This window comes from Rossellomorea sp. LJF3 (genome assembly GCF_037046045.1).
In the GTDB taxonomy this organism is placed as follows: Bacteria; Bacillota; Bacilli; order Bacillales; family Bacillaceae_B; genus Rossellomorea.
The window spans coordinates 117879-137724 of sequence record NZ_JBANLY010000003.1; the positions used below are offsets into that span (position 1 = coordinate 117879).

Consider the following 19846-nt stretch of genomic DNA (forward strand, 5'->3'; position numbering starts at 1 on the left):
CAGCAAAAGGATGGCCTCCTTTAAAGTCGAGCCCTTTTAGATTTAAGAAAGAGTCTTGAATAGTTCTTGCAGCTTGGAGAGAAGTTCATCTTTATGAACCTCCAGCATTTCACCGGTTTTTCTAACTTTCACTTCTACGATTCCTTCTCCGGCTTTCTTCCCTACTGTTACGCGGATCGGCAGGCCGATCAAGTCTGAATCGGCAAACTTCACTCCCGGACGTTCAGCCCGATCATCCATTAATACATCATATCTGTTTTCTTTAAATGTGTCATATAGTTCGTTCGATAGTGTGGCCTGTGCTTCATCCTTCATATTGATTGGGATTAAATGAAGGTCGTATGGAGACAGATTCGTTGGCCATAAAAGACCCCTGTCATCGTTGAATTGTTCCGCAACCGCAGCTAAAGTACGGGAGACCCCTATACCGTAACAGCCCATAATGACGGATTGAGACCGGCCGTTTTCATCAAGGAAAGAGCTTCCTAAAGCATCTGAATACCTGGTTCCAAGTTTGAAAACATGTCCGACTTCTATTCCCTTTGCGAAAAGAATCGTCCCCTGTCCGTCAGGAGAAGGATCCCCTTCTTGGATGAAACGCAGGTCTGCATACTGGGATACCTCGAAATCACGTTCAGGATTCACATTGATATAATGATATCCTGATTCATTCGCTCCTATAACACCATTACGAATGTATTTGACTGCCTGATCAGCTACAATCTTCACATTTAACGAACAGGGACCGATCGATCCAATTTCGCAACCGGTGACCTCTTTCGTTTCTTCAGCTGAAGCAAGATCAACCACGCTTGCATGTAAAAGATTCTTCACTTTGATATCGTTGATTTCGTGATCACCACGTGATAATACCAAAACAAATTCATCATCCACTTTAAATAAAAGCGACTTAATACATTGATCCTTCTCTACAGATAAGAAAGAAGATACTTCTTCAATTGATCTGACGTCAGGTGTTGATACCTTTTCCATTTCATGCATCTCTTCTGTGGATTCGGTGTAGGCATCCACCACTTCAGCCATCTCGATATTGGCTGCATAATCAGAAGAATCAGAATAGGCGATCGTATCTTCACCAACCTCTGATAGCACCATGAATTCATGTGTATCTTTTCCGCCCATGGCACCGGAATCAGCAATGACCGCCCTGAAATTCAAACCGCATCGACTGAAAATGTTTGAATACGCTTTAAATAGTGCATCATACGTCTCGTCGAGGCTTTCAAACGATGCATGGAAAGAGTACGCATCTTTCATGATGAATTCCCTTCCCCTCAATAGTCCAAAGCGGGGGCGTTTCTCATCACGGAATTTCGTTTGGATCTGGTACATGGTGAGAGGCAGGCGCTTGTACGATTTAATTTCATCCCTCACTAAGCTGGTGATGACTTCTTCATGGGTGGCTCCAAGGGCAAACTCACGGTCATGACGATCATTCATTCGCATCAATTCCGGTCCATACGTTCCCCAACGGCCAGATTCCTTCCAGAGTTCGGAAGGTTGAAGGGCAGGCATAAGCAATTCAACAGCACCTGCTGCATCCAATTCCTCACGGATGATTTCTTCTACTTTTTTCAACACTTTATTTCCCAGTGGCAGAAAGCTATAAATCCCGCTGGCATTTTGTCTGATGAATCCCGCACGCAAGAGAAGCTGATGACTTTTGATTTCTGCATCAGCAGGAGTTTCCCTCAGTGTCGGAATGAATGTATTTTGTTGCTTCATTTACTAGCACCTCATACCATATAAATTATTTATGTAGTGTAAGAATTTCCTTCTCACTATTTTAACTTAAATGAACAGGCAGTAACACCCTCATTTTTTGATTACTAAGGGAGAAACTGCCTGTTTTGGTTCATTCGTTGAATTCTATAGGAAAAATCTTTGTATGTCATTCCATGTGACGACGAGCATGAGTACCATGAGAAGGGCGAATCCGACGAAGTGGACCATTCCTTCCATTTGACGATCTACAGGTTTTCCTCTGACCGCTTCTACGGCGAAGAAAAGAAGTCTGCCTCCATCAAGGGCCGGGATCGGTAATAGATTCATGATTCCCAGGTTGATGCTAAGGATCGCTGCCCATCTCATCAGATAATATATTCCTGATTTCGCCACGACATCTGTCGATTGATAGATTCCGACAGGTCCTGATAGGGCATCGATGGAAAATTCTCCAGACACAAGCTTCCCTAACAGGACAAAAATCATTTTGGTCCATTCATAGGTTTGCTGGGCACTATTGGAGACGACCTTGAGCGGTGACTTTTCGACGGGGCTGTGAACGCCGATGATCCCGATCTCTTTCCCCTCGATTTCCTGAGGTTTTGGAGTGACAGGGATTTCGGTATTTGAGCCATCCCGGTCAACATTGAATCTCAGTTCATCTCCCGGATGTTTCTGAATGATCGTCACGATATCCTCCCAGGTGGATATTTCTTTCCCGTCGATACTCATGACGATGTCATTCTTTTGAAGACCGGCTTCTTTCGCTGCCCCGTCTTCAGTCAATTCCCCAAGTACCGGGTCGTTTGTAGGTACACCCTGTAATAGACCAACCAGGATAAAGATAAAGAAAGCCAAAATGAAATTAAATAATGGTCCGGCAAAGATGGCCAATGCCCTTTGGGGAAGGGTCTTGGAAGCGAACTGTCGATCCCATGGGGCAATCTGCGTTTCCACACCATCTTCAATGAATACCGCATCTCGTGAAATCGGGAAGGTTTTCAATTCTTCCTCGTCTTCTTCATATCCACGGATATGCAGTCTATGTTCGAGGTCTGCTTCTTCCACTTCGATGACACGTATATTAGGATAGCGATCTTTATTATTCATGACAATTTTAACGATCTTTTCATCATGATCGAGTACAAGCCCCACACGATGACCGGCCTTGAGCTCCACCATTTCGGGATCTTCTCCCGCCATCCGTACAAAGCCCCCTAGAGGCAGTAAACGAATGGTGTAGGTTGTTTCATCCTTTTTATAAGAGAATATTTTAGGACCAAACCCTATGGCAAATTCACGGCATAGGATCCCTGCACGTTTAGCGAAGATTAAATGCCCAAGTTCATGAAAAAATACTAAAGCCCCAAAAATAACAATAAAGGCAATCACCGTTTGCAAATAAAAAACCACCTTTTTTATAACCTGTTGGTAACAGATTTAAATGTTAAAGTATCCCGTAAAAAACATGTCCACTATCATTCTACGTAACAGACTGTGTAAACATGCTAAAGACCATTGCCTACAACCAACCTGAAACGAGTCGACGGGTCTCGAGATCTATCTCGTGTATGGTTTCAAGGTCAGGTCTATGTATAACCTGGTGGGCATTCATAGCCTTTTCAATATATGTTTCTATGTCGAGGAAGGATATTTTATTATCCAGGAACAGTGCTACGCTTGCTTCATTTGCGGCATTCAGAACCGTCGTCATACTTCCGCCGATCCTTCCCGCTTCGTATGCAAAAGCCAGGCACCTGAAACGATTTAAATCCATTTCTTCAAAATGGAGTTTTCCTATTTCTACAAGGTCCAGCCTTTTCCCGGGTCTGTGCAGCCTGTCCGGATAGGTAAGGGCATATTGAATGGGAACACGCATATCCGGTGTACCCAGTTGGGCCATGACAGATGAGTCTTGAAATTGAATCATCGAGTGGATGATACTTTCCCTGTGTTGTACAACGTCAATCCGATCGTATGGGATATCGAACAACCAATGAGCCTCAATGACTTCTAACCCTTTATTCATCATCGATGCCGAGTCAATGGTGATCTTAGCCCCCATCGACCAATTTGGGTGATTCAACGCTTCATGTACCGTGACCCCGACCAATTCTTCCCTCGTACGATCTCTGAAGCTTCCCCCTGAAGCCGTTATGATTAACTTTTCTATGTTCTTTTCACGCTCTCCCTGAAGGGCCTGGAAGATAGCGGAATGTTCACTATCGACCGGCAACAGGGACGTCCCTTTGGCCCTTGCCGCTTCCATTACTAGATGACCGGCTGTTACCAATGTTTCCTTGTTGGCAATCGCAATCGTTTTCCCAGCCTCGATGGCTTGAAGGGTAGGATACAGCCCTACACTCCCAAGTACCGCATTCACAAGGATATCGGCATCCTGGTGACACGCTACCTCCACTAATCCCTCTTCACCATAAAGGACCTTTACAGATGAAGGAAATTCCCCCGATAAGGTTTCAGCATCTTCTTTACGCTGTACAGATACGAGCCTGGGATTGAATTCAGTGATCATCTTCCTGGCTTCTTCTATATTTTTGCCGACAGACATGGCTGTCAGTCTAAATTCTTCAGGATGTTCCCTGATGACATCCAGGGTTTGTGTCCCAATGGACCCTGTTGCACCCATCAAGCTGATTTTCTTCAACAACTACACTCCTCCCGATTACGACCTTCCTCACCTTAATTAGTTATAACAAAAAGTGAAGGAGGGGTAAAACAAATAACAAGCTATCGAAACGATCCAGCATACCACCGTGCCCAGGCAGTAACTGCCCTGAATCCTTCACTTTGTAATGCCTTTTGAGAGCAGACTCCACCAGGTCTCCCACTTGCCCAAAAATAGATAGAATCGCTGTCACGATCACTAGTTTAGGCATGGACATTTCCAGATCGGTGAAAAACGTCATGATGACGCCCACGATGACAGCACAGATGATGCCACCAACGAAGCCTTCAACGGTCTTATTCGGACTGATTTCCGGCCATAGCTTCTTTTTCCCCATTGCCCTGCCGATGAAATAAGCACCCGAGTCGGTTGCCCAAATGATAAATAACGCATAAAAGACAAATTGCACGCCTTCCAGACGGATTTCCATAAAATAATAGAAACCGATCCCTACATATAAAACGCTTAAAAGTGAAAACGCCACATCATCAAAATTGAAACGATTCTTGGTCGCCACTGTATACGTTAAAAATAATAACACGGCAAGAAAGGCAAGCTCAATCTTGGAGTAACCGAAATCTGTTATGATCCCGATCGTTTCCGTCGGAATGAGGAACACCCACAAAAGAGCGAGGGATAACAAGCCCGGGATGCTGAAAATCCATCGGCCCCTCATCTTTAAAGCCTCGTATAAACTGATGGAAGCAATCAGATACATTAGAATGATGAATGGCGTTTCGCCAAAAATGATGATTGGTAAAAATATTGCTGCCGCTACCACTGCTGTAATAATTCTTTGTTTCATTAGGATTCCTCGCTTTGTAACCCACCAAATCTTCTTGAACGACCTTGATATGCCTCGATGGCTTCAACTAAATGTTCCTTACCGAAATCCGGCCACAGTACATCTGTAAAAAAGAATTCCGTGTAAGCCAATTGCCAAAGCATAAAGTTACTTAAACGGATTTCTCCACTCGTTCGAATAAGCAGGTCTGGATCTTTTAAATCTTTAGTCATCAAATAACTTGAAAATAGTTCTTCGTTTAAATCACTCTCATCTAGTATTCCATTCTGAACATCTTTTAAGACATGCTTCATGGAATCGATGATTTCTGACCGGCTGCCGTAGTTCAAAGCAAAGTTCAGGATAAGCCCGTCATTGTGCTTGGTTGCGTCCATTGCCTTTTTAACGGCTGTTTTCGTATGGACAGGCAAGGCATCCGGGGACCCCATCATCTTCACTTGCACATTTTCTTCAACCAATTCGGGAAGAAACGTCCCCAGAAATTCCTCTGGTAATTTCATAAGGAACTCGACTTCCATTTTAGGGCGTTTCCAGTTCTCTGTAGAAAAAGCATATAAGGTCAAGGCTTCGAGTCCCAGTTCATTTGCCAATTTGGTAATCTTCCGGACACACTTCATGCCTTCATGGTGTCCTGCAACCCTTGGCAATGCCCTTTTTTTGGCCCATCGTCCATTACCATCCATAATAATCGCTATATGACCCGGAATCGGGTGTTTTAGTAATTCCTGAAATCGATCATCCACTTCCTCGGAAGTTTGCTGTCGTTTCCATTGCTTAAGCTTGTTTAGCATAAAAAAATCCTCCACCAACAATCCAAAAAATATTTACCTTTACTATCATATCAAAAAACAAGGAAGATATCTTTAAGAAAATAGATTATGTATATTCATATAAATATTCGATCGTTTGTCCAGGCCGTTCGCCCAATCACGACCGGAACGAAACGCTCCATCAGAGAAAAGGAAAGCTATGTTGTTTATTCTTGCCACTCTACTAAAACAAAGGGACCGGCCCATAAGGAATATGAGTTCACTTACAGGACAGCCCCTAATGATTGTTTAAGAAAGATTACACTTCCAGCATTTCTTGTTCTTTATCTTTTGCGATGTTATCAATTTTGACGATACTTTCGTCCGTCGCTTTTTGAACATCATCAGAGTAACCACGAAGATCATCTTCAGTGATGTCACCGTTCTTCTCTTTTTTCTTTAATTCATCGTTAGCATCACGACGGATATTACGGATGGCAACCTTTGCATCTTCCGCTTCTTTTTTTACAAGCTTCACAAGTTCCTTGCGTCGTTCTTCCGTTAAAGCAGGAACGACGATACGGATGATGTTCCCATCACTTGTAGGTGTAATTCCTAGGTCCGACTTAAGGATTGCCTTCTCGATGTCACCTAAAGCTGATTTGTCGTAAGGCTGTATGACAAGCATACGGGCTTCAGGAATAGAGATTCCGGCTAATTGATTGACTGGTGTTGGTGCACCATAGTAATCAACCGAGATCTTATCGAGCAGGGAAGCATTGGCTCTTCCTGCTCGGATGCTCGCTAACTCACGTGAAAACGTTTGAATGGCTTTTGTCATTCTTTCTTTTGCATTTGTGATGATCGTGTTTGGCATTATGATTTCCCCCTTACGATTGTACCGATATTTTCACCAGTGATGGCTCTCTTGATATTTCCATTCTCCATAATTGAGAATACAATAAGCGGAATATCATTGTCCATACATAGAGAAGATGCTGTTGAATCCATTACGGCCAAGCCTTCCTTCAGAACATCTAAATAGGATAGTTCTTCATATTTAACAGCCGTTTCGTCCTTCTTGGGATCCGCTGAATATACACCATCTACGTTGTTCTTAGCCATAAGAATCACTTCTGCTTCGATTTCAGCCGCCCGGAGCGCAGCAGTAGTATCCGTCGAGAAGTATGGATTACCTGTACCTGCCGCAAAGATCACAACCCGTTTCTTCTCTAGATGACGGATGGCTCTGCGTCTAATGTATGGCTCTGCCACTTGGCGCATATCAATGGATGTTTGAACCCTCGTTTCGATGCCCAGCTGTTCAAGACTGTCTTGAAGAGCCAAAGAGTTCATGACGGTCGCAAGCATCCCCATATAATCTGCAGATGCACGATCCATTCCCATTTCACTACCTATTTTACCACGCCAGATATTTCCTCCGCCAACGACAACTGCTACTTCTACATCAAGTTCAGCGATTTCTTTCACTTCTTCTGCTACATTTTTAATGACAGAAGGATTAATTCCGAAGCCATCATCACCAGCTAATGCTTCTCCGCTAAGTTTAAGAACGACACGTTTGTATTTTGGAACGCTCATGGGAACCTCCGTAAGAATAGATTTTTTCTTGAAAAATAGGGAACACACTAGGTGTTCCCTACTAAATAATGTTCAACTTTAGCTGATCTTATTTGTTAACTTGATTCATTACTTCTTCAGCGAAGTTTTCTTGACGCTTTTCAAGACCTTCTCCTACTTCGTAACGAGTGAAATCAGTTAAAGTAGCTTTGTTTGCTTCAAGGTATTGACGTACTTTTTGGTCTGGATTCTTAACGAATGTTTGATCCAGGATGCAGATATCCTCAAAGTATTTACCAAGGCGGCCTTCTACCATTTTTTCAACGATGTTTTCAGGCTTTCCTTCGTTTAGTGCTTGTTGCTTAAGTACTTCACGCTCACGTTCTACTTCTTCAGCAGAAACCTGATCGCGGGAAACATACTTAGGGTTCAATGCTGCTGCGTGCATTGCAACATCTTTCGCTACACTTGCGTCAGTCGTACCTTCCACTACTGTAAGAACAGCAATGCGACCACCCATGTGCAGGTATTCACCGAACGCAGCGTTATCATCTTTCGTACGGATCTCAAAACGGCGAAGAGTGATTTTCTCCCCGATTTTTGCGATGGCAGCGTTGATGAATTCACTTACAGTTGAACCATTTGCCATTTTTTGCTCAAGAGCTTCTTCAACAGATGCCGGCTTGTTTGCAAGAAGGTGATCAGATAGTTCTTTAACAAGGTTTTGGAAGTTTTCGTTTTTCGCAACGAAATCTGTTTCTGCGTTCACTTCAAGAATGATTGCAGTGTTTCCTTCGCTTGCAATGTAAGTAGTTCCTTCTGCCGCGATACGGTCCGCTTTTTTAGCTGCTTTTGCGATTCCTTTTTCACGTAGGAAGTCAATTGCTTTGTCCATGTCTCCGTCAGTTTCTGTTAACGCTTTTTTACAATCCATCATTCCAGCGCCAGTTTTTTCACGAAGTTCTTTAACCATTTGTGCAGTAATTGCCATAGTGGGTTTCCTCCTTAGTTTGACTATGTAGACTTCAGGGACCTATTGGTATGAGTCATAAAATGTACCGACACTCTGGTAGAGTGCGGTAGATGTGAATATTCTTTAAAAAAAGGTGATAAGGGTAAGCCCTCTTATCACCTTTCGTTGATTACTCAGCTGCTACAGCTGCTTCTTCACCTTGCTTAGCTTCTAAAATAGCATCCGCCATTTTACCTGTTAGAAGCTTGACCGCGCGGATCGCATCATCATTCGCAGGAATGACAACATCGATTTCATCCGGATCACAGTTTGTATCAACGATACCCACGATAGGGATATGAAGTTTACGAGCTTCTGCTACTGCGATACGCTCTTTACGAGGGTCGATGATGAATAATGCATCAGGTAGCGTGTTCATATCTTTGATTCCGCCTAAGAATTTAACTAAGCGCTCATGTTCTTTTTTAAGTTGTACAACTTCTTTCTTCGGAAGTACTTCAAACGTACCGTCTTCTTCCATCTTTTCGATGTTTTTAAGGCGTGTGATACGCTTTTGGATTGTTTCGAAGTTTGTAAGTGTTCCACCTAACCAACGTTGGTTGATGTAGTACATACCTGCACGTTCTGCTTCTTCTTTAACAGACTCCTGTGCTTGTTTTTTTGTTCCTACGAAAAGAACTTTACCGCCGTTACCAGCTAGCTCTTTCACGAAGTTATAAGCTTCTTCAACCTTTTTAACTGTTTTTTGAAGGTCGATGATGTAGATGCCGTTACGCTCAGTGAAGATGTATCTCTTCATTTTTGGATTCCAACGGCGAGTTTGGTGTCCGAAATGTACACCAGCTTCAAGCAATTGTTTCATAGAAATTACTGACATGTGTGTTTCCTCCTAAATGGTTTTTGTTTTTCTCCTCCGTTTCCGTCATCTGGAAAGTAGAAACTATTCTAAAGAATAGCACCATCTACCCCACTCGGGAAACGTGTGTAATCACACCATGAATACTATAGCACACCTATCCCAGACAGGCAAGGACTTCCTACATAATTTGACGGAATTTCAGCAGGAGCTCGATTTCTGTTTGACCTTTCCCAAGAGATTCGGCTATTTCTTCAATTGACATCCCCTTTTCCTTTAAAGTCAATACTTTTTTCAGGAGTGGGTCTTGTTCGGGTTCTTTGGATTGATCATCGGGTTCCGGTCCATGGTCTTTCATCTGTTTATAAGCTTGTGAAGCGCGCTTATACCCGGCACCTGTCCACTTTGTGACCTTCTCAGAAGCCTCTAGATCCTCTTGTTCATTTTCTTCGGCGTGAAGGACATTCTCTTTATCGTTATGGAATTGTGTATTGAACCTTCGCATGAATTCATCATTTTCTTCTTTCATTTCAATCAGATAAGCTGAAATGATATCTTCCATTTCAGCAATGATCTTCTTTTGCTCTTTTTCCATGTTTACAAAACGGTTTTGCCTGGAATATAAAATGACGATTGAAAGCAGGGAAACGATATTTAGAAGAAAAGATATAAAAAGTAGAAACGTAACCATGTCATCACCCTATTTTGTTTGATTTTACTACTTCTTTTAGATTAATTTTTTCCGGCAAGTAAAAGGACTGCTCCCATACGTGCATGTTGCAGGGACAGTCCATCAGTGTGTATTATTGGTGGTTTATTGCACCCTCATTGTTCACAGCATTCATGAGCCCAGTAGATTTCGTAATTTGAAAATGGATTTTGAGTGAATCTGCGAAATCCTGGATGTGGACAAGCCCATGACTTCACCAATTTCCGTCAGCGTCAGTTCTTCCTTATAGAATAAACTTAACACAAGCTGTTCTTTCTCTGAAAGGGTCAAGATCGTTTTCTCTAATTCATTCAGTTTTTCACCTTTCAATACTTCGTCTTCGGGTGAAATCGTTTTATGATCTTTAATGGAATAATTTTGAGATTCGTGATCGTCATCCGTCAATTGCTCATCCATGGAAAGGACATTGGCAAAGAAATGTTCATTAGTGGTCTGGTATACTTCATCAGGCGTCATTTCCAATGAAGCGGCCACTTCCTCAGCGGTCACGTGGCGTAAAAGCGTTTGTTCAAGCTCCACGGTCCTGGCCTCGATTTTCTTCGCCCGGTCTCTTGTAGACCGGGGAAGCCAGTCCTCTTTTCTCAGCCCATCAAGGATGGCCCCTCTGACCCGGAACGACGCATATGTATCAAATTTTAAATCTCTTGTGGGATCAAACTTCTGGAGTGCATCCAGTAACCCCATCAAACCAAGACTCTTAATATCTTCTCTCGAGACGTTCCTTGGCAGGCCAACGGAAATCCGCTGCACATGATACGACACAAGTGGCATATACTTTTTCACTAACATATCTCCGGCTTCTGTATCACGACTGTTGATCCATTTCTCCCAATATTGTTGTTCATCTGTTCGAGTGGAATGTTGAGACATAAGAATCCTCCTTGCTGACTAATTCTTTCACGGGAACGCTTAGTGATTGATTTTACCTGAGCAGAATGAATGACTTTACAATTCCTTTGTACCTTCATTTACAGTACGTACATGAAGAATCCCGGTGGACGTAAAGAATTCAATCGTTCTTCCTTTGTTGCCCCCTAAATCTTCGGAAACGACCGGCACCCCATGCTTCTGTAGGGCAACTTTTACTGCTTCCGCATTTCTTGGACCGATCCTCATGACGTCACTCTTCGATTGAAATTGAAACATTTGTGCACCGCCGGCCATTTTGCACTTAAGTCTTTTAATGCTTGCCCCACGGTTTTTTAGTTGACCTATTAGTTCTTCGATTCCTGTGTCGGCGTATTTGGCGGGATTGGGTTTTGTTTCATTTCCGATCGAGGAGTGAGGGAGCATCACATGGACCATCCCGGCCAGTTTGAGAAGCTCATCATATAAAACGACCCCGACGCACGATCCAAGGCCCGAGGTGCGGATCGAGCCTTCGCCCTCGACGATATCCATATCCGCAATTCCGACCTTAACAACAGTACTGGTGACCATCATAGGCTTACACCCAATGATTGAAAAATGATTTCAAAGGATTCGGGATCCGGCAGGAGGAAGAAGTGACCCTTCACACTTTCCGACTCCTCTACTTCCTCTTCCTTCAGGGCAGTGTCTATGACGATTGCATAATCACTCACCTGGGATATTTCCAGTAATCCACAACCGATGATCGCGCCCGCCATGTCAACGGATAGAGCAGGTACGGACGGGAGAAGCTTAAGATTTGTAAAGTCAGACAGGGAGGATAAATATGAACCAGAAAGAATATTCCCCAATTCCTGCATGGCAGATAGCCCCAGTTCTGAATAAGGCGGGGCATTGAACGAGAAGGAGCGATCCTGGATCATGCTTCGGATATACATGGACGCCTGTTCAAGTGGCAATAGGAAGAACATGCTCCCAGGTGCCTCCCCTTCAATCCGTAAGAATACGCTTACGACCACATTGTCAGGACCTCCCGCCATTTCCATCATCTCATCAAATGAAACGACTTGAACGCTCGGTACTTTCATGTCAATCTTTTTATCAAGCAGGGTGGAAAGGGCAGTCGCAGCATGACCTGCCCCTATATTACCGATTTCTTTCAATATATCTAAATGCATCGATGATATCTTTTTTTCGTAGCCCAAACTATTCTCGCCCCTTAGATGGATTGAAGTATTTTATCTAAATGGAGGATGATCAGCAGGCGTTTGTTTTGCTTTACGACTCCACCGATGTACTCAGCTTCGACGACTCCCACAACTTCCGGGGAAGGTTCAATCGATTCTCTGGAAACATCCAGCACATCATTGGCAGCATCCACGATCAGACCAACCTCTTTGTCCTCTAATCCTGCAATGATCACACGTGTACTGTCAGTCGGCTCTGAAACTGGCAGATCGAATCTGCTCCTTAAGTCGATGATCGGTGTCACAACCCCGCGGAGGTTGATCACACCTTTCACATAGGAGGCGGTTCTCGGAACTCTTGTAATATGTTCGAGCTTCTCGATGGATCGCACCTGGTGCACTGGAATGGCGTATTCCTTATCCACCAATTGAAATACGATAAGCTTTAGATCTTCCACTGCATCTATTATTTCACTCATTACCCTTACCTCCTATTTTATTAACGCATTGCAATCAACAATCAACGCTACTTGCCCGTCTCCTAAAATGGTCGCACCAGAGATCGCAAATACATCGTTCAAATAATTCCCTAAGGATTTCAATACAACTTCCTGCTGACCAATAAAGGAATCGACGACTAACCCGGCCATTTTTTCACCTTTTCGAACTATGACAACAGAATACAATTCTTCATCCTTGGAATGTTTCGGTACCTCGAATATATCCTCAAGGAACAGCAATGGCACAACTTTCCCTCTGAAATCGATCACTCTCTGATTATGAGCTTTCATGATTTCTTTCTTTTTTACAATTGCCGTCTCAATAATGGAAGAGAGAGGGATGGCATACTTTTCATCTTGGATTTCTACCAGCATGACAGAAATGATGGATAAGGTGAGTGGCAATTGGATAGAAAACAATGACCCCTGCCCTTCCGTTGAATCAATCGTAATGGAACCACCCAGAGACTCGATCGTCGCTTTCACTACATCCAACCCGACTCCTCTTCCGGATATATCCGAAATTTGTTCGGCTGTAGAGAATCCTGAAGCCAGTATGAGTTCGTAGATTTGTCGATCGGTTAATGTATGAGCGGCTTCATCTGAGACGATTCCTTTCTGGATCGCTTTTTCGAGGACCCTCTCTTTGTTGATGCCTGCCCCATCGTCTTCCAGTTCGATAAAGACATGATTCCCACTATGATACGCTTTCAACTTGACGGTTCCCTGTTCCGGCTTTCCATTTTTCACACGGAGTTCCGGCATTTCGATACCATGATCCAATGCGTTTCGTATCAAGTGAACAAGGGGATCGCCTATCTCATCTATTACCGTTCGATCAAGTTCCGTTTCTGCACCGATGATTTCTAATTCGATTTTTTTATTCAAATCCCGTGCCAGCTGCCTGACCATTCGTGGAAAGCGATTAAATACGGTTTCAACAGGCACCATACGCATATTAAGGATGATGTTTTGCAAATCCCCAGATATTCTTGTCATTCTTTCCACTGTTTCATTTAATTCAGGGTTATTCAAATCCTTGGAAATTTGTTCTAATCTTCCCCTATCAATGACTAGCTCCTCAAAAAGGTTCATAAGGACATCCAGTCGTTCAATGTTGACCCGAATCGTTTTATTGGAATGATTCGAATGCTTCGTCACGTTGCCGGCAGGTTTAGAAGTCTCTTGTTCTTTAACTTCAACTTCTTTCTGTGCCGGTTCTGTAATAGCAGCCGCTATTTGATGCTGATTCTGCAAATCGAGGCTCGTTAGTTCCACAACAGAGACTTCGTCCACTTCAGAAACTTTACGCACCGCGCTTTCTATATGAACGGCCTCTTCTTTGGACACAACCGCAATAACGAAGGAATGGTCGAATTGCTCCTCCTCAAGCTGATCTACTGTCGGAAGGGACTTGATGACTTCCCCTAATTTCCCCAACACTTCAAAGACCATATACACCCGTGCAGCTTTAAGCAGACAATCTTCCCGGAGTGAAACGGAGATTTCATAACAACGGAATCCTTGTTCATGGGATTGTTGGATGACCGTTTGCTCAAAGGCTTCATATTGCATGGATAATGTCTGTCTTTCAGCAGTTTCCGCCGTTGCAGCGACCTCACTGTCAACAAGTGCTGCATGCAGACTTTCTCCTTTTTCTATGGCCCCAAGCATCGCTACCACTTCTGTGACATCCCGCTTACCATCTCCTCCATCGGCAATGGAGAACACCATGGCTTCAAGATCATCGACGGATTTAAACACCACATCCAATATTTCAGGTGACACCTTTATTTTTTCATTTCGGATGGCATCGAGAACATTTTCCATTTTATGGGTAAGGTTTGCTAAATCCTCATATCCCATTGTGGCAGACATACCTTTAAGCGTATGTGCAGATCGAAAGATTTCATTGACAATCGTAAGATCTTCCGGGTTTTTCTCCAATTCAAGCAGTTGCTCATTGCAGGTTTGCAGATTTTCTTTACTTTCTTCTATAAACACTTCTAAGTATTGACTCAGCTCCATGTGCTCCACACCTCTCTACACCATGTATGTCATAATTGATCGAGGGATATCCCCGATATGTTCCACCCTGTCCACTAACTCTGTAGCGATAGCCGATTTTGGCATCCCGAACACAATACAAGTCTCTCTTGATTCTGCAATAGCTTTCACTTCGCCTTGCTCTTTAAGCTTGATCAGTCCTTCCGAACCATCAGAACCCATCCCGGTCAAAACCACAGCTATTTTTGCATAATGTCGAATCAGGCTTGCAGACTCGAACAACATGTCAACCGAAGGCCTATGACCATTTCTCGGTTCCTCTTTCGAAAGTTGGATCGATAATTGCCCCCCCGTCTCTACCACCTTTGTATGTACACCACCCGGGGCTATATAAGCCGTTCCATTTGCGAGGATTTCACCATGTTCGGCTTCCTTCACATGTATGGAGGCTTGACCATCCAACCGGTTGGCCAGTGACCTTGTAAATCCCGGGGGCATATGCTGAACGACAACGATCGGCGCATCCAGGTGACGGGGTAACCCTGTTAATACGTTTTGTAAAGCCCGGGGACCGCCCGTCGAGGTTCCTATCAGAATCATCTTAGGGGAACTCACACCCCATGTACGATCGATCGGTAATGGTCCCGTCATTTCAAGTGAGCCGACTCCAGGGTCATTTGCTGTTTCCCTCTTAAACGTCCTGATTATTTTCGTCACATTCACCTTGCTTGCAGCCACTACTTTTTCAACCATTTCATCTTGAATCTTATGGAGATCCAACGAAATGGTCCCTGATGGTTTCGCAACGAAATCAACAGCTCCAAGCTCCATGGCCTTAACAGTCTCATTCGCCCCGTCAATGGTAGTGGAAGAAAGCATGACGACAGGAACAGGGCACTCTTCCATAATTCTCCTTAATGCATCTATCCCATTCATCTTCGGCATTTCTACATCAAGGGTTACGACATCGGGTCGAAGTCTCTTAATCTTAGCAATCGCGTCTTCTCCATTCCTTGCAATCCCTATCACTTCCAGCTGTTTGGTGCCCGTTAAAAATTCACTGATAAGTTTTCTCATAAATGCTGAATCATCTACAACTAGAACCTTTTTCATTCAGGGCTTTTACCTCCCAAAAAATAATTTTCGAATTGTCCTTACAAACCCTGTCCCCTTACGTTCCCTTTCTCTCGTGCCTGTCAGGCGATGAACCATCGTATGCAGGCTCAGTGTCATGGCTGATGCAGGATAACCCACAACAATCGGCGTTTGGTGAATGACGGCCTTCCTGACAGCTGAATCCTCAGGCAGTACGCCCAGGGATACGATTTCCTTGTGAAGGAACTTCCTCACTGTTTCTTGTAATCTAGTAATGGTTTGAAGTCCTTCATTCTTGAATTCCGCCCTATTACATAAAAGATAGAAGGGTTTTTCCCCGTCCTTCATGTAGATATATTTCATCATAGAATAGGCGTCGGTAATGGATGTCGGTTCAGGAGTGGTGACAACAATGATTTCATCCATGGCGAGGAGAAATTCAAGTGTTTCTTTCGTGGCACCTGCACCCATATCGAATAGAATATAATCATACTTATGGATGGCGTATTCCATTACTTCAAAAAAGCGTTCCATTTGTTTTACTTTCCACTCCACTATATCTTTTAGGCCATTACCCCCACTTATGTAAGAGATACCATGAATATCTTCACATATAATCTTGTTGATATCTAGTTCTTTTTCCTCAATATAGTCCATGATGGAGTATGAATGATGACTTCCAAGTAAAATATGAATGTTACCCATCCCTATATCCATATCAAATAATAGGACCTTCTTATTCTCTTTACCAAGGAGGATGGAGAGGTTTGTAGATATATTCGATTTACCGACCCCTCCCTTTCCACTTACGATCGCAATCGTTTTAGCAGGTTCAGAACCTGGGAGGAGCATTTTCCTCCTCAGGTTATATGCTTGATCTTTCATAGCTGAATCCTTTCATGAGCATACTTACGATGTCATCCTCTTTCACCTCGGTAATATCCTCAGGGACATCCTGACCATTCGTTACGTAGGCTGCACCGATCTTCGCTTCAGACATCATATTGATCATGGAACCGTAGCTTGATGTCTCGTCTGATTTAGTAAAGATAAAACGATCAATATCAATAGAAGAAAATTGAGTAATGATTTCCCTCATATCCCTCTCTTTACTTGTCAATGACAGAACCAGGTAGGTTTCCATTTGATGATCGAAATCGATGATCTTTTGCAAATCCTCTACATATTTTCTTTCTCTGAAGTTACGACCAGCTGTATCAATGAATACATGATCGTAGTCCACGAACTTCTCGATTGCTTTTTTGAAGTCTTCCATTTTATATACCACTTCAACAGGGACGTTCAGGAGGCCCGCATATGTTTTCAATTGTTCAATCGCCGCAATCCGGTAGGTGTCCGTCGTGATAAAGGCTATTTTCATGCGTTTCTCTATCACTGCTTCAGCGGCCATTTTGGCTAGCGTCGTAGTTTTACCAACACCTGTAGGGCCAATGACATTGATATATTTTCTATTGTAACTAATTCCACCAAAGCTGATTTCTTTTAAATATTGGTGAAAAAAGCGTTTCACTTCTTTATGAGCCCACTCATCCTTATTGACTGTTTGAACCGATTCACTTTTGATTTTCTCTTCCATCGCATCCCCCAATTGAAACAGAGTAGCGTCACTAACGTCCTGGTTCTTAAGGTGAAGCAGAACTTCCTTTGCATCATCACTGAATTTTTCAAAATGGTCCCTGGATTTCATGGAAGAAATCATTTGCTTTAATTCCTTTAATTCTGTTTCTACCAATCGATTGGAATCGTGCTGTCCTTTTTCCAAGTCAGGTTGAATGACCGGTGATGAAGCTTGCTTCGTTTTCAACCGGCTGATTTCCAGCTTTTCATTTTCAACCTCCGGGTCAATGGCTGCGATGACTTGAATCATTTTTTTCTTGAACAATCCGATAAAGCCTCCTGTGTATGAGACTTTGGAATTTAAAATGACTGCATCTTCACCCAGTTCAGCCCTGACCTTTTTCATTGCTTCATTCATGGATCGAGCCGTGTACTTCTTTACTTTCATCCTACATTCACCACCCCTAAACTTTGTACTTCTACATTTGCCTCTAATTCGTTATACGAAATGATTGGTACCTGTGGAAAATATCTTTCCGTTAACTGTCTTACATACATTCTCACAGCAGGAGAACAGAGAATGACGGGGGATTCCTCCATTAGGGAAAGCTGTTCCACTTGAGAGGCGACAGCTTCCAGAATGCCCTGGGAGTCATTGGGATCCATGGATAAATAGTTGCCGTGCTCTGTTTGCTGAATGGCATCCGCAATCATTTTCTCCACCTTGCCGCTCATGGTGACCACTTTTAAGGAAGTGTCCCCCTGAACATACTGATTCGTAATTTGCCTTGCGAGTGACTGTCTTACATACTCTGCTAACAAATCGGTATCCGAACTCATCTTCCCGTAGTCGGCAAGTGTCTCGAAAATGATCGGTAAATTCCGGATGGAAACATTTTCTTTTAATAGCTTGGCGAGTACCTTTTGTACCTCTCCTACGGTCAATGGATTCGGTGTCACTTCCTCCACAAGTATCGGATAAGATTCCTGCAGATGATCAATGAGCTGCTTCGTTTCCTGCCTGCCTAGAAGTTCGTGTGCATTATTCTTTATCATCTCCGTGATGTGAGTTGACACCACTGAAGGAGGATCTACCACAGTATATCCGAATATCTCTGCCTGCTCCTTCATATCTTCTGCTATCCATTTAGCGGGAAGGCCGAAAGACGGCTCGATCGTATCGATTCCTTCAATGGAGTCATCTTCCACCCCTGGACTCATCGCCAGATAGTGATCTAAGAGGAGTTCCCCACGAGCCATCTCATTTCCTTTAATCTTCAACCTGTATTCGTTCGGCTGAAGCTGGATATTATCCCGGATCCTGACAACAGGGATGACAAGGCCAAGCTCGATGGCCAATTGACGTCTGATCATCACGATCCTGTCAAGAAGATCTCCCCCCTGGTTTGCATCTGCAAGAGGAATCAATCCGTATCCGAATTCAAATTCAATCGGATCGACATTGAGTAGGTTTACGACGCTTTCAGGACTCTTCATTTCGTCCTGCTCCACCTCTTCCTCCATTTCCATCATATCCGTTTCGCTTTCTTTAGGCGCCCTTGACAACATATAACCACCGATTCCGAGTAGGGCTGCTACCGGTATTGTCAAAATATCGTTTATTGGCGTGGCTATGCCCAGCATGAAAATAGTGAACCCGGATACATAGAGCATGACAGGATAAGCAAGCAGCTGATTCATAATATCCTGCCCCAGATTCCCTTCAGACGCAGCCCTCGTCACGACGATACCTGTTGCTGTTGATATTAACAGAGCCGGGATTTGACTGACGATCCCGTCGCCGACTGTCAGAAGTGAGTAACGTGTTGCGGCCTCTGCGATAGGGAGCCCTTGTTGGGTCATTCCGATGATGATCCCAAATATCAGGTTGATCAATACGATGACGATCCCTGCGATGGCATCACCCTTTACAAATTTAGAAGCTCCGTCCATTGCTCCATAGAAGTCCGCTTCTCTGCCTACTTTTTCACGCCGGTTCCTTGCATCATGCTCAGAGATCATCCCGGCATTTAAATCAGCATCGATACTCATTTGTTTCCCGGGCATGGCATCGAGTGTAAATCGTGCGGCAACTTCAGACACCCTTTCAGAACCTTTTGTGATGACAATGAATTGTATGACGATCAATATGATGAATACAACAAGTCCAACAAGGATATTCCCACCTACAACGAATGTTCCAAAGGTTTCCACAACGTCCCCCGCTTCACCCTTACTAAGGATCGATCTCGTTGTGGAAACATTTAGACCCAATCTGAAAAGCGTCAATAATAATAATAGGGAAGGAAATATAGAAAACTGTAATGGTTCATTCATATTCATGGAGATTAGGAGGACAAGTAATGCAAGGGAAATATTGATGATGATCAATAAGCTCAATAACCAGGATGGGAATGGAATAATAAGCATGGCAACGATTAGTATGACACTGGCTAAAACGGATAAATCTCTTGCTGACATTG

At 43.5% G+C, this 19846-nt stretch carries 19 protein-coding genes; all 19 read right to left on the reverse strand.

Annotation, left to right across the window (positions count from 1 at the left end):
- Positions 1-42: 42 nt before the first annotated feature.
- Positions 43-1746: a proline--tRNA ligase gene (locus V8G47_RS04475; protein ID WP_336199044.1), complete on the reverse strand. Its 1704-nt coding sequence runs from the start codon at positions 1744-1746 to the stop codon at positions 43-45.
- Between the two features lie 144 nt (positions 1747-1890).
- On the reverse strand, positions 1891-3147 hold the full coding sequence (gene rseP, locus V8G47_RS04480; RefSeq protein WP_336199045.1) for an RIP metalloprotease RseP: 1257 nt from the start codon (positions 3145-3147) through the stop codon (positions 1891-1893).
- Positions 3148-3268: 121 nt separating this feature from the next.
- Complete coding sequence (gene dxr / locus V8G47_RS04485; RefSeq protein WP_336199167.1) at positions 3269-4411, reverse strand: 1-deoxy-D-xylulose-5-phosphate reductoisomerase; 1143 nt, start codon at positions 4409-4411, stop codon at positions 3269-3271.
- Positions 4412-4454: 43 nt separating this feature from the next.
- Positions 4455-5237 carry a phosphatidate cytidylyltransferase gene (locus V8G47_RS04490; RefSeq protein ID WP_336199046.1) on the reverse strand — a complete coding sequence of 261 codons (783 nt, stop codon included), beginning with the start codon at positions 5235-5237 and terminating at the stop codon, positions 4455-4457.
- Complete coding sequence (locus V8G47_RS04495; protein WP_336199047.1) at positions 5237-6028, reverse strand: isoprenyl transferase; 792 nt, start codon at positions 6026-6028, stop codon at positions 5237-5239. Before V8G47_RS04495 ends, V8G47_RS04490 begins: the two co-directional genes overlap by 1 nt.
- A 277-nt stretch (positions 6029-6305) precedes the next feature.
- Positions 6306-6863, reverse strand: coding sequence for a ribosome recycling factor (frr, locus tag V8G47_RS04500; protein WP_098440752.1), 558 nt, complete (start codon positions 6861-6863; stop codon positions 6306-6308).
- Positions 6863-7588: a UMP kinase gene (gene pyrH, locus V8G47_RS04505; protein ID WP_034760174.1), complete on the reverse strand. Its 726-nt coding sequence runs from the start codon at positions 7586-7588 to the stop codon at positions 6863-6865. The genes frr and pyrH overlap by 1 nt, the downstream gene beginning before the upstream one ends.
- Before the next feature lie 88 nt (positions 7589-7676).
- A complete protein-coding gene (gene tsf / locus V8G47_RS04510) occupies positions 7677-8558 on the reverse strand; it encodes a translation elongation factor Ts (RefSeq protein ID WP_034760176.1) in 882 nt (293 codons plus the stop codon).
- Positions 8559-8709: 151 nt separating this feature from the next.
- On the reverse strand, positions 8710-9417 hold the full coding sequence (gene rpsB, locus V8G47_RS04515) for a 30S ribosomal protein S2 (RefSeq protein ID WP_034760179.1): 708 nt from the start codon (positions 9415-9417) through the stop codon (positions 8710-8712).
- A gap of 160 nt (positions 9418-9577) precedes the next feature.
- Complete coding sequence (locus V8G47_RS04520; protein ID WP_336199048.1) at positions 9578-10087, reverse strand: DUF6115 domain-containing protein; 510 nt, start codon at positions 10085-10087, stop codon at positions 9578-9580.
- 150 nt (positions 10088-10237) lie between these two features.
- Positions 10238-10996, reverse strand: coding sequence for a FliA/WhiG family RNA polymerase sigma factor (locus tag V8G47_RS04525; protein ID WP_336199049.1), 759 nt, complete (start codon positions 10994-10996; stop codon positions 10238-10240).
- A 75-nt stretch (positions 10997-11071) separates the two neighbouring features.
- A complete protein-coding gene (locus V8G47_RS04530; protein WP_336199050.1) occupies positions 11072-11569 on the reverse strand; it encodes a chemotaxis protein CheD in 498 nt (165 codons plus the stop codon).
- Complete coding sequence (locus V8G47_RS04535; protein WP_442970796.1) at positions 11566-12174, reverse strand: chemotaxis protein CheC; 609 nt, start codon at positions 12172-12174, stop codon at positions 11566-11568. Before V8G47_RS04535 ends, V8G47_RS04530 begins: the two co-directional genes overlap by 4 nt.
- A gap of 41 nt (positions 12175-12215) precedes the next feature.
- Positions 12216-12662 carry a chemotaxis protein CheW gene (locus V8G47_RS04540; protein ID WP_261751148.1) on the reverse strand — a complete coding sequence of 149 codons (447 nt, stop codon included), beginning with the start codon at positions 12660-12662 and terminating at the stop codon, positions 12216-12218.
- Positions 12663-12674: 12 nt separating this feature from the next.
- Positions 12675-14711, reverse strand: a complete 2037-nt coding sequence (locus V8G47_RS04545) for a chemotaxis protein CheA (RefSeq protein ID WP_336199052.1) — start codon at positions 14709-14711, stop codon at positions 12675-12677.
- Positions 14712-14726: 15 nt separating this feature from the next.
- A complete protein-coding gene (locus V8G47_RS04550) occupies positions 14727-15803 on the reverse strand; it encodes a protein-glutamate methylesterase/protein-glutamine glutaminase (RefSeq protein WP_336199053.1) in 1077 nt (358 codons plus the stop codon).
- Positions 15804-15812: 9 nt separating this feature from the next.
- Positions 15813-16670, reverse strand: coding sequence for a MinD/ParA family protein (locus V8G47_RS04555; RefSeq protein ID WP_336199054.1), 858 nt, complete (start codon positions 16668-16670; stop codon positions 15813-15815).
- Entirely contained in the window at positions 16651-17811 is a 1161-nt protein-coding gene (gene flhF / locus V8G47_RS04560) for a flagellar biosynthesis protein FlhF (RefSeq protein WP_336199055.1), read from the reverse strand. The genes V8G47_RS04555 and flhF overlap by 20 nt, the downstream gene beginning before the upstream one ends.
- The gene (gene flhA, locus V8G47_RS04565; protein WP_336199056.1) at positions 17808-19844 is read right to left on the reverse strand and encodes a flagellar biosynthesis protein FlhA; all 2037 of its coding nucleotides are present in this window, start codon (positions 19842-19844) and stop codon (positions 17808-17810) included. The genes flhF and flhA overlap by 4 nt, the downstream gene beginning before the upstream one ends.
- Between the last annotated feature and the right edge of the window lie 2 nt (positions 19845-19846).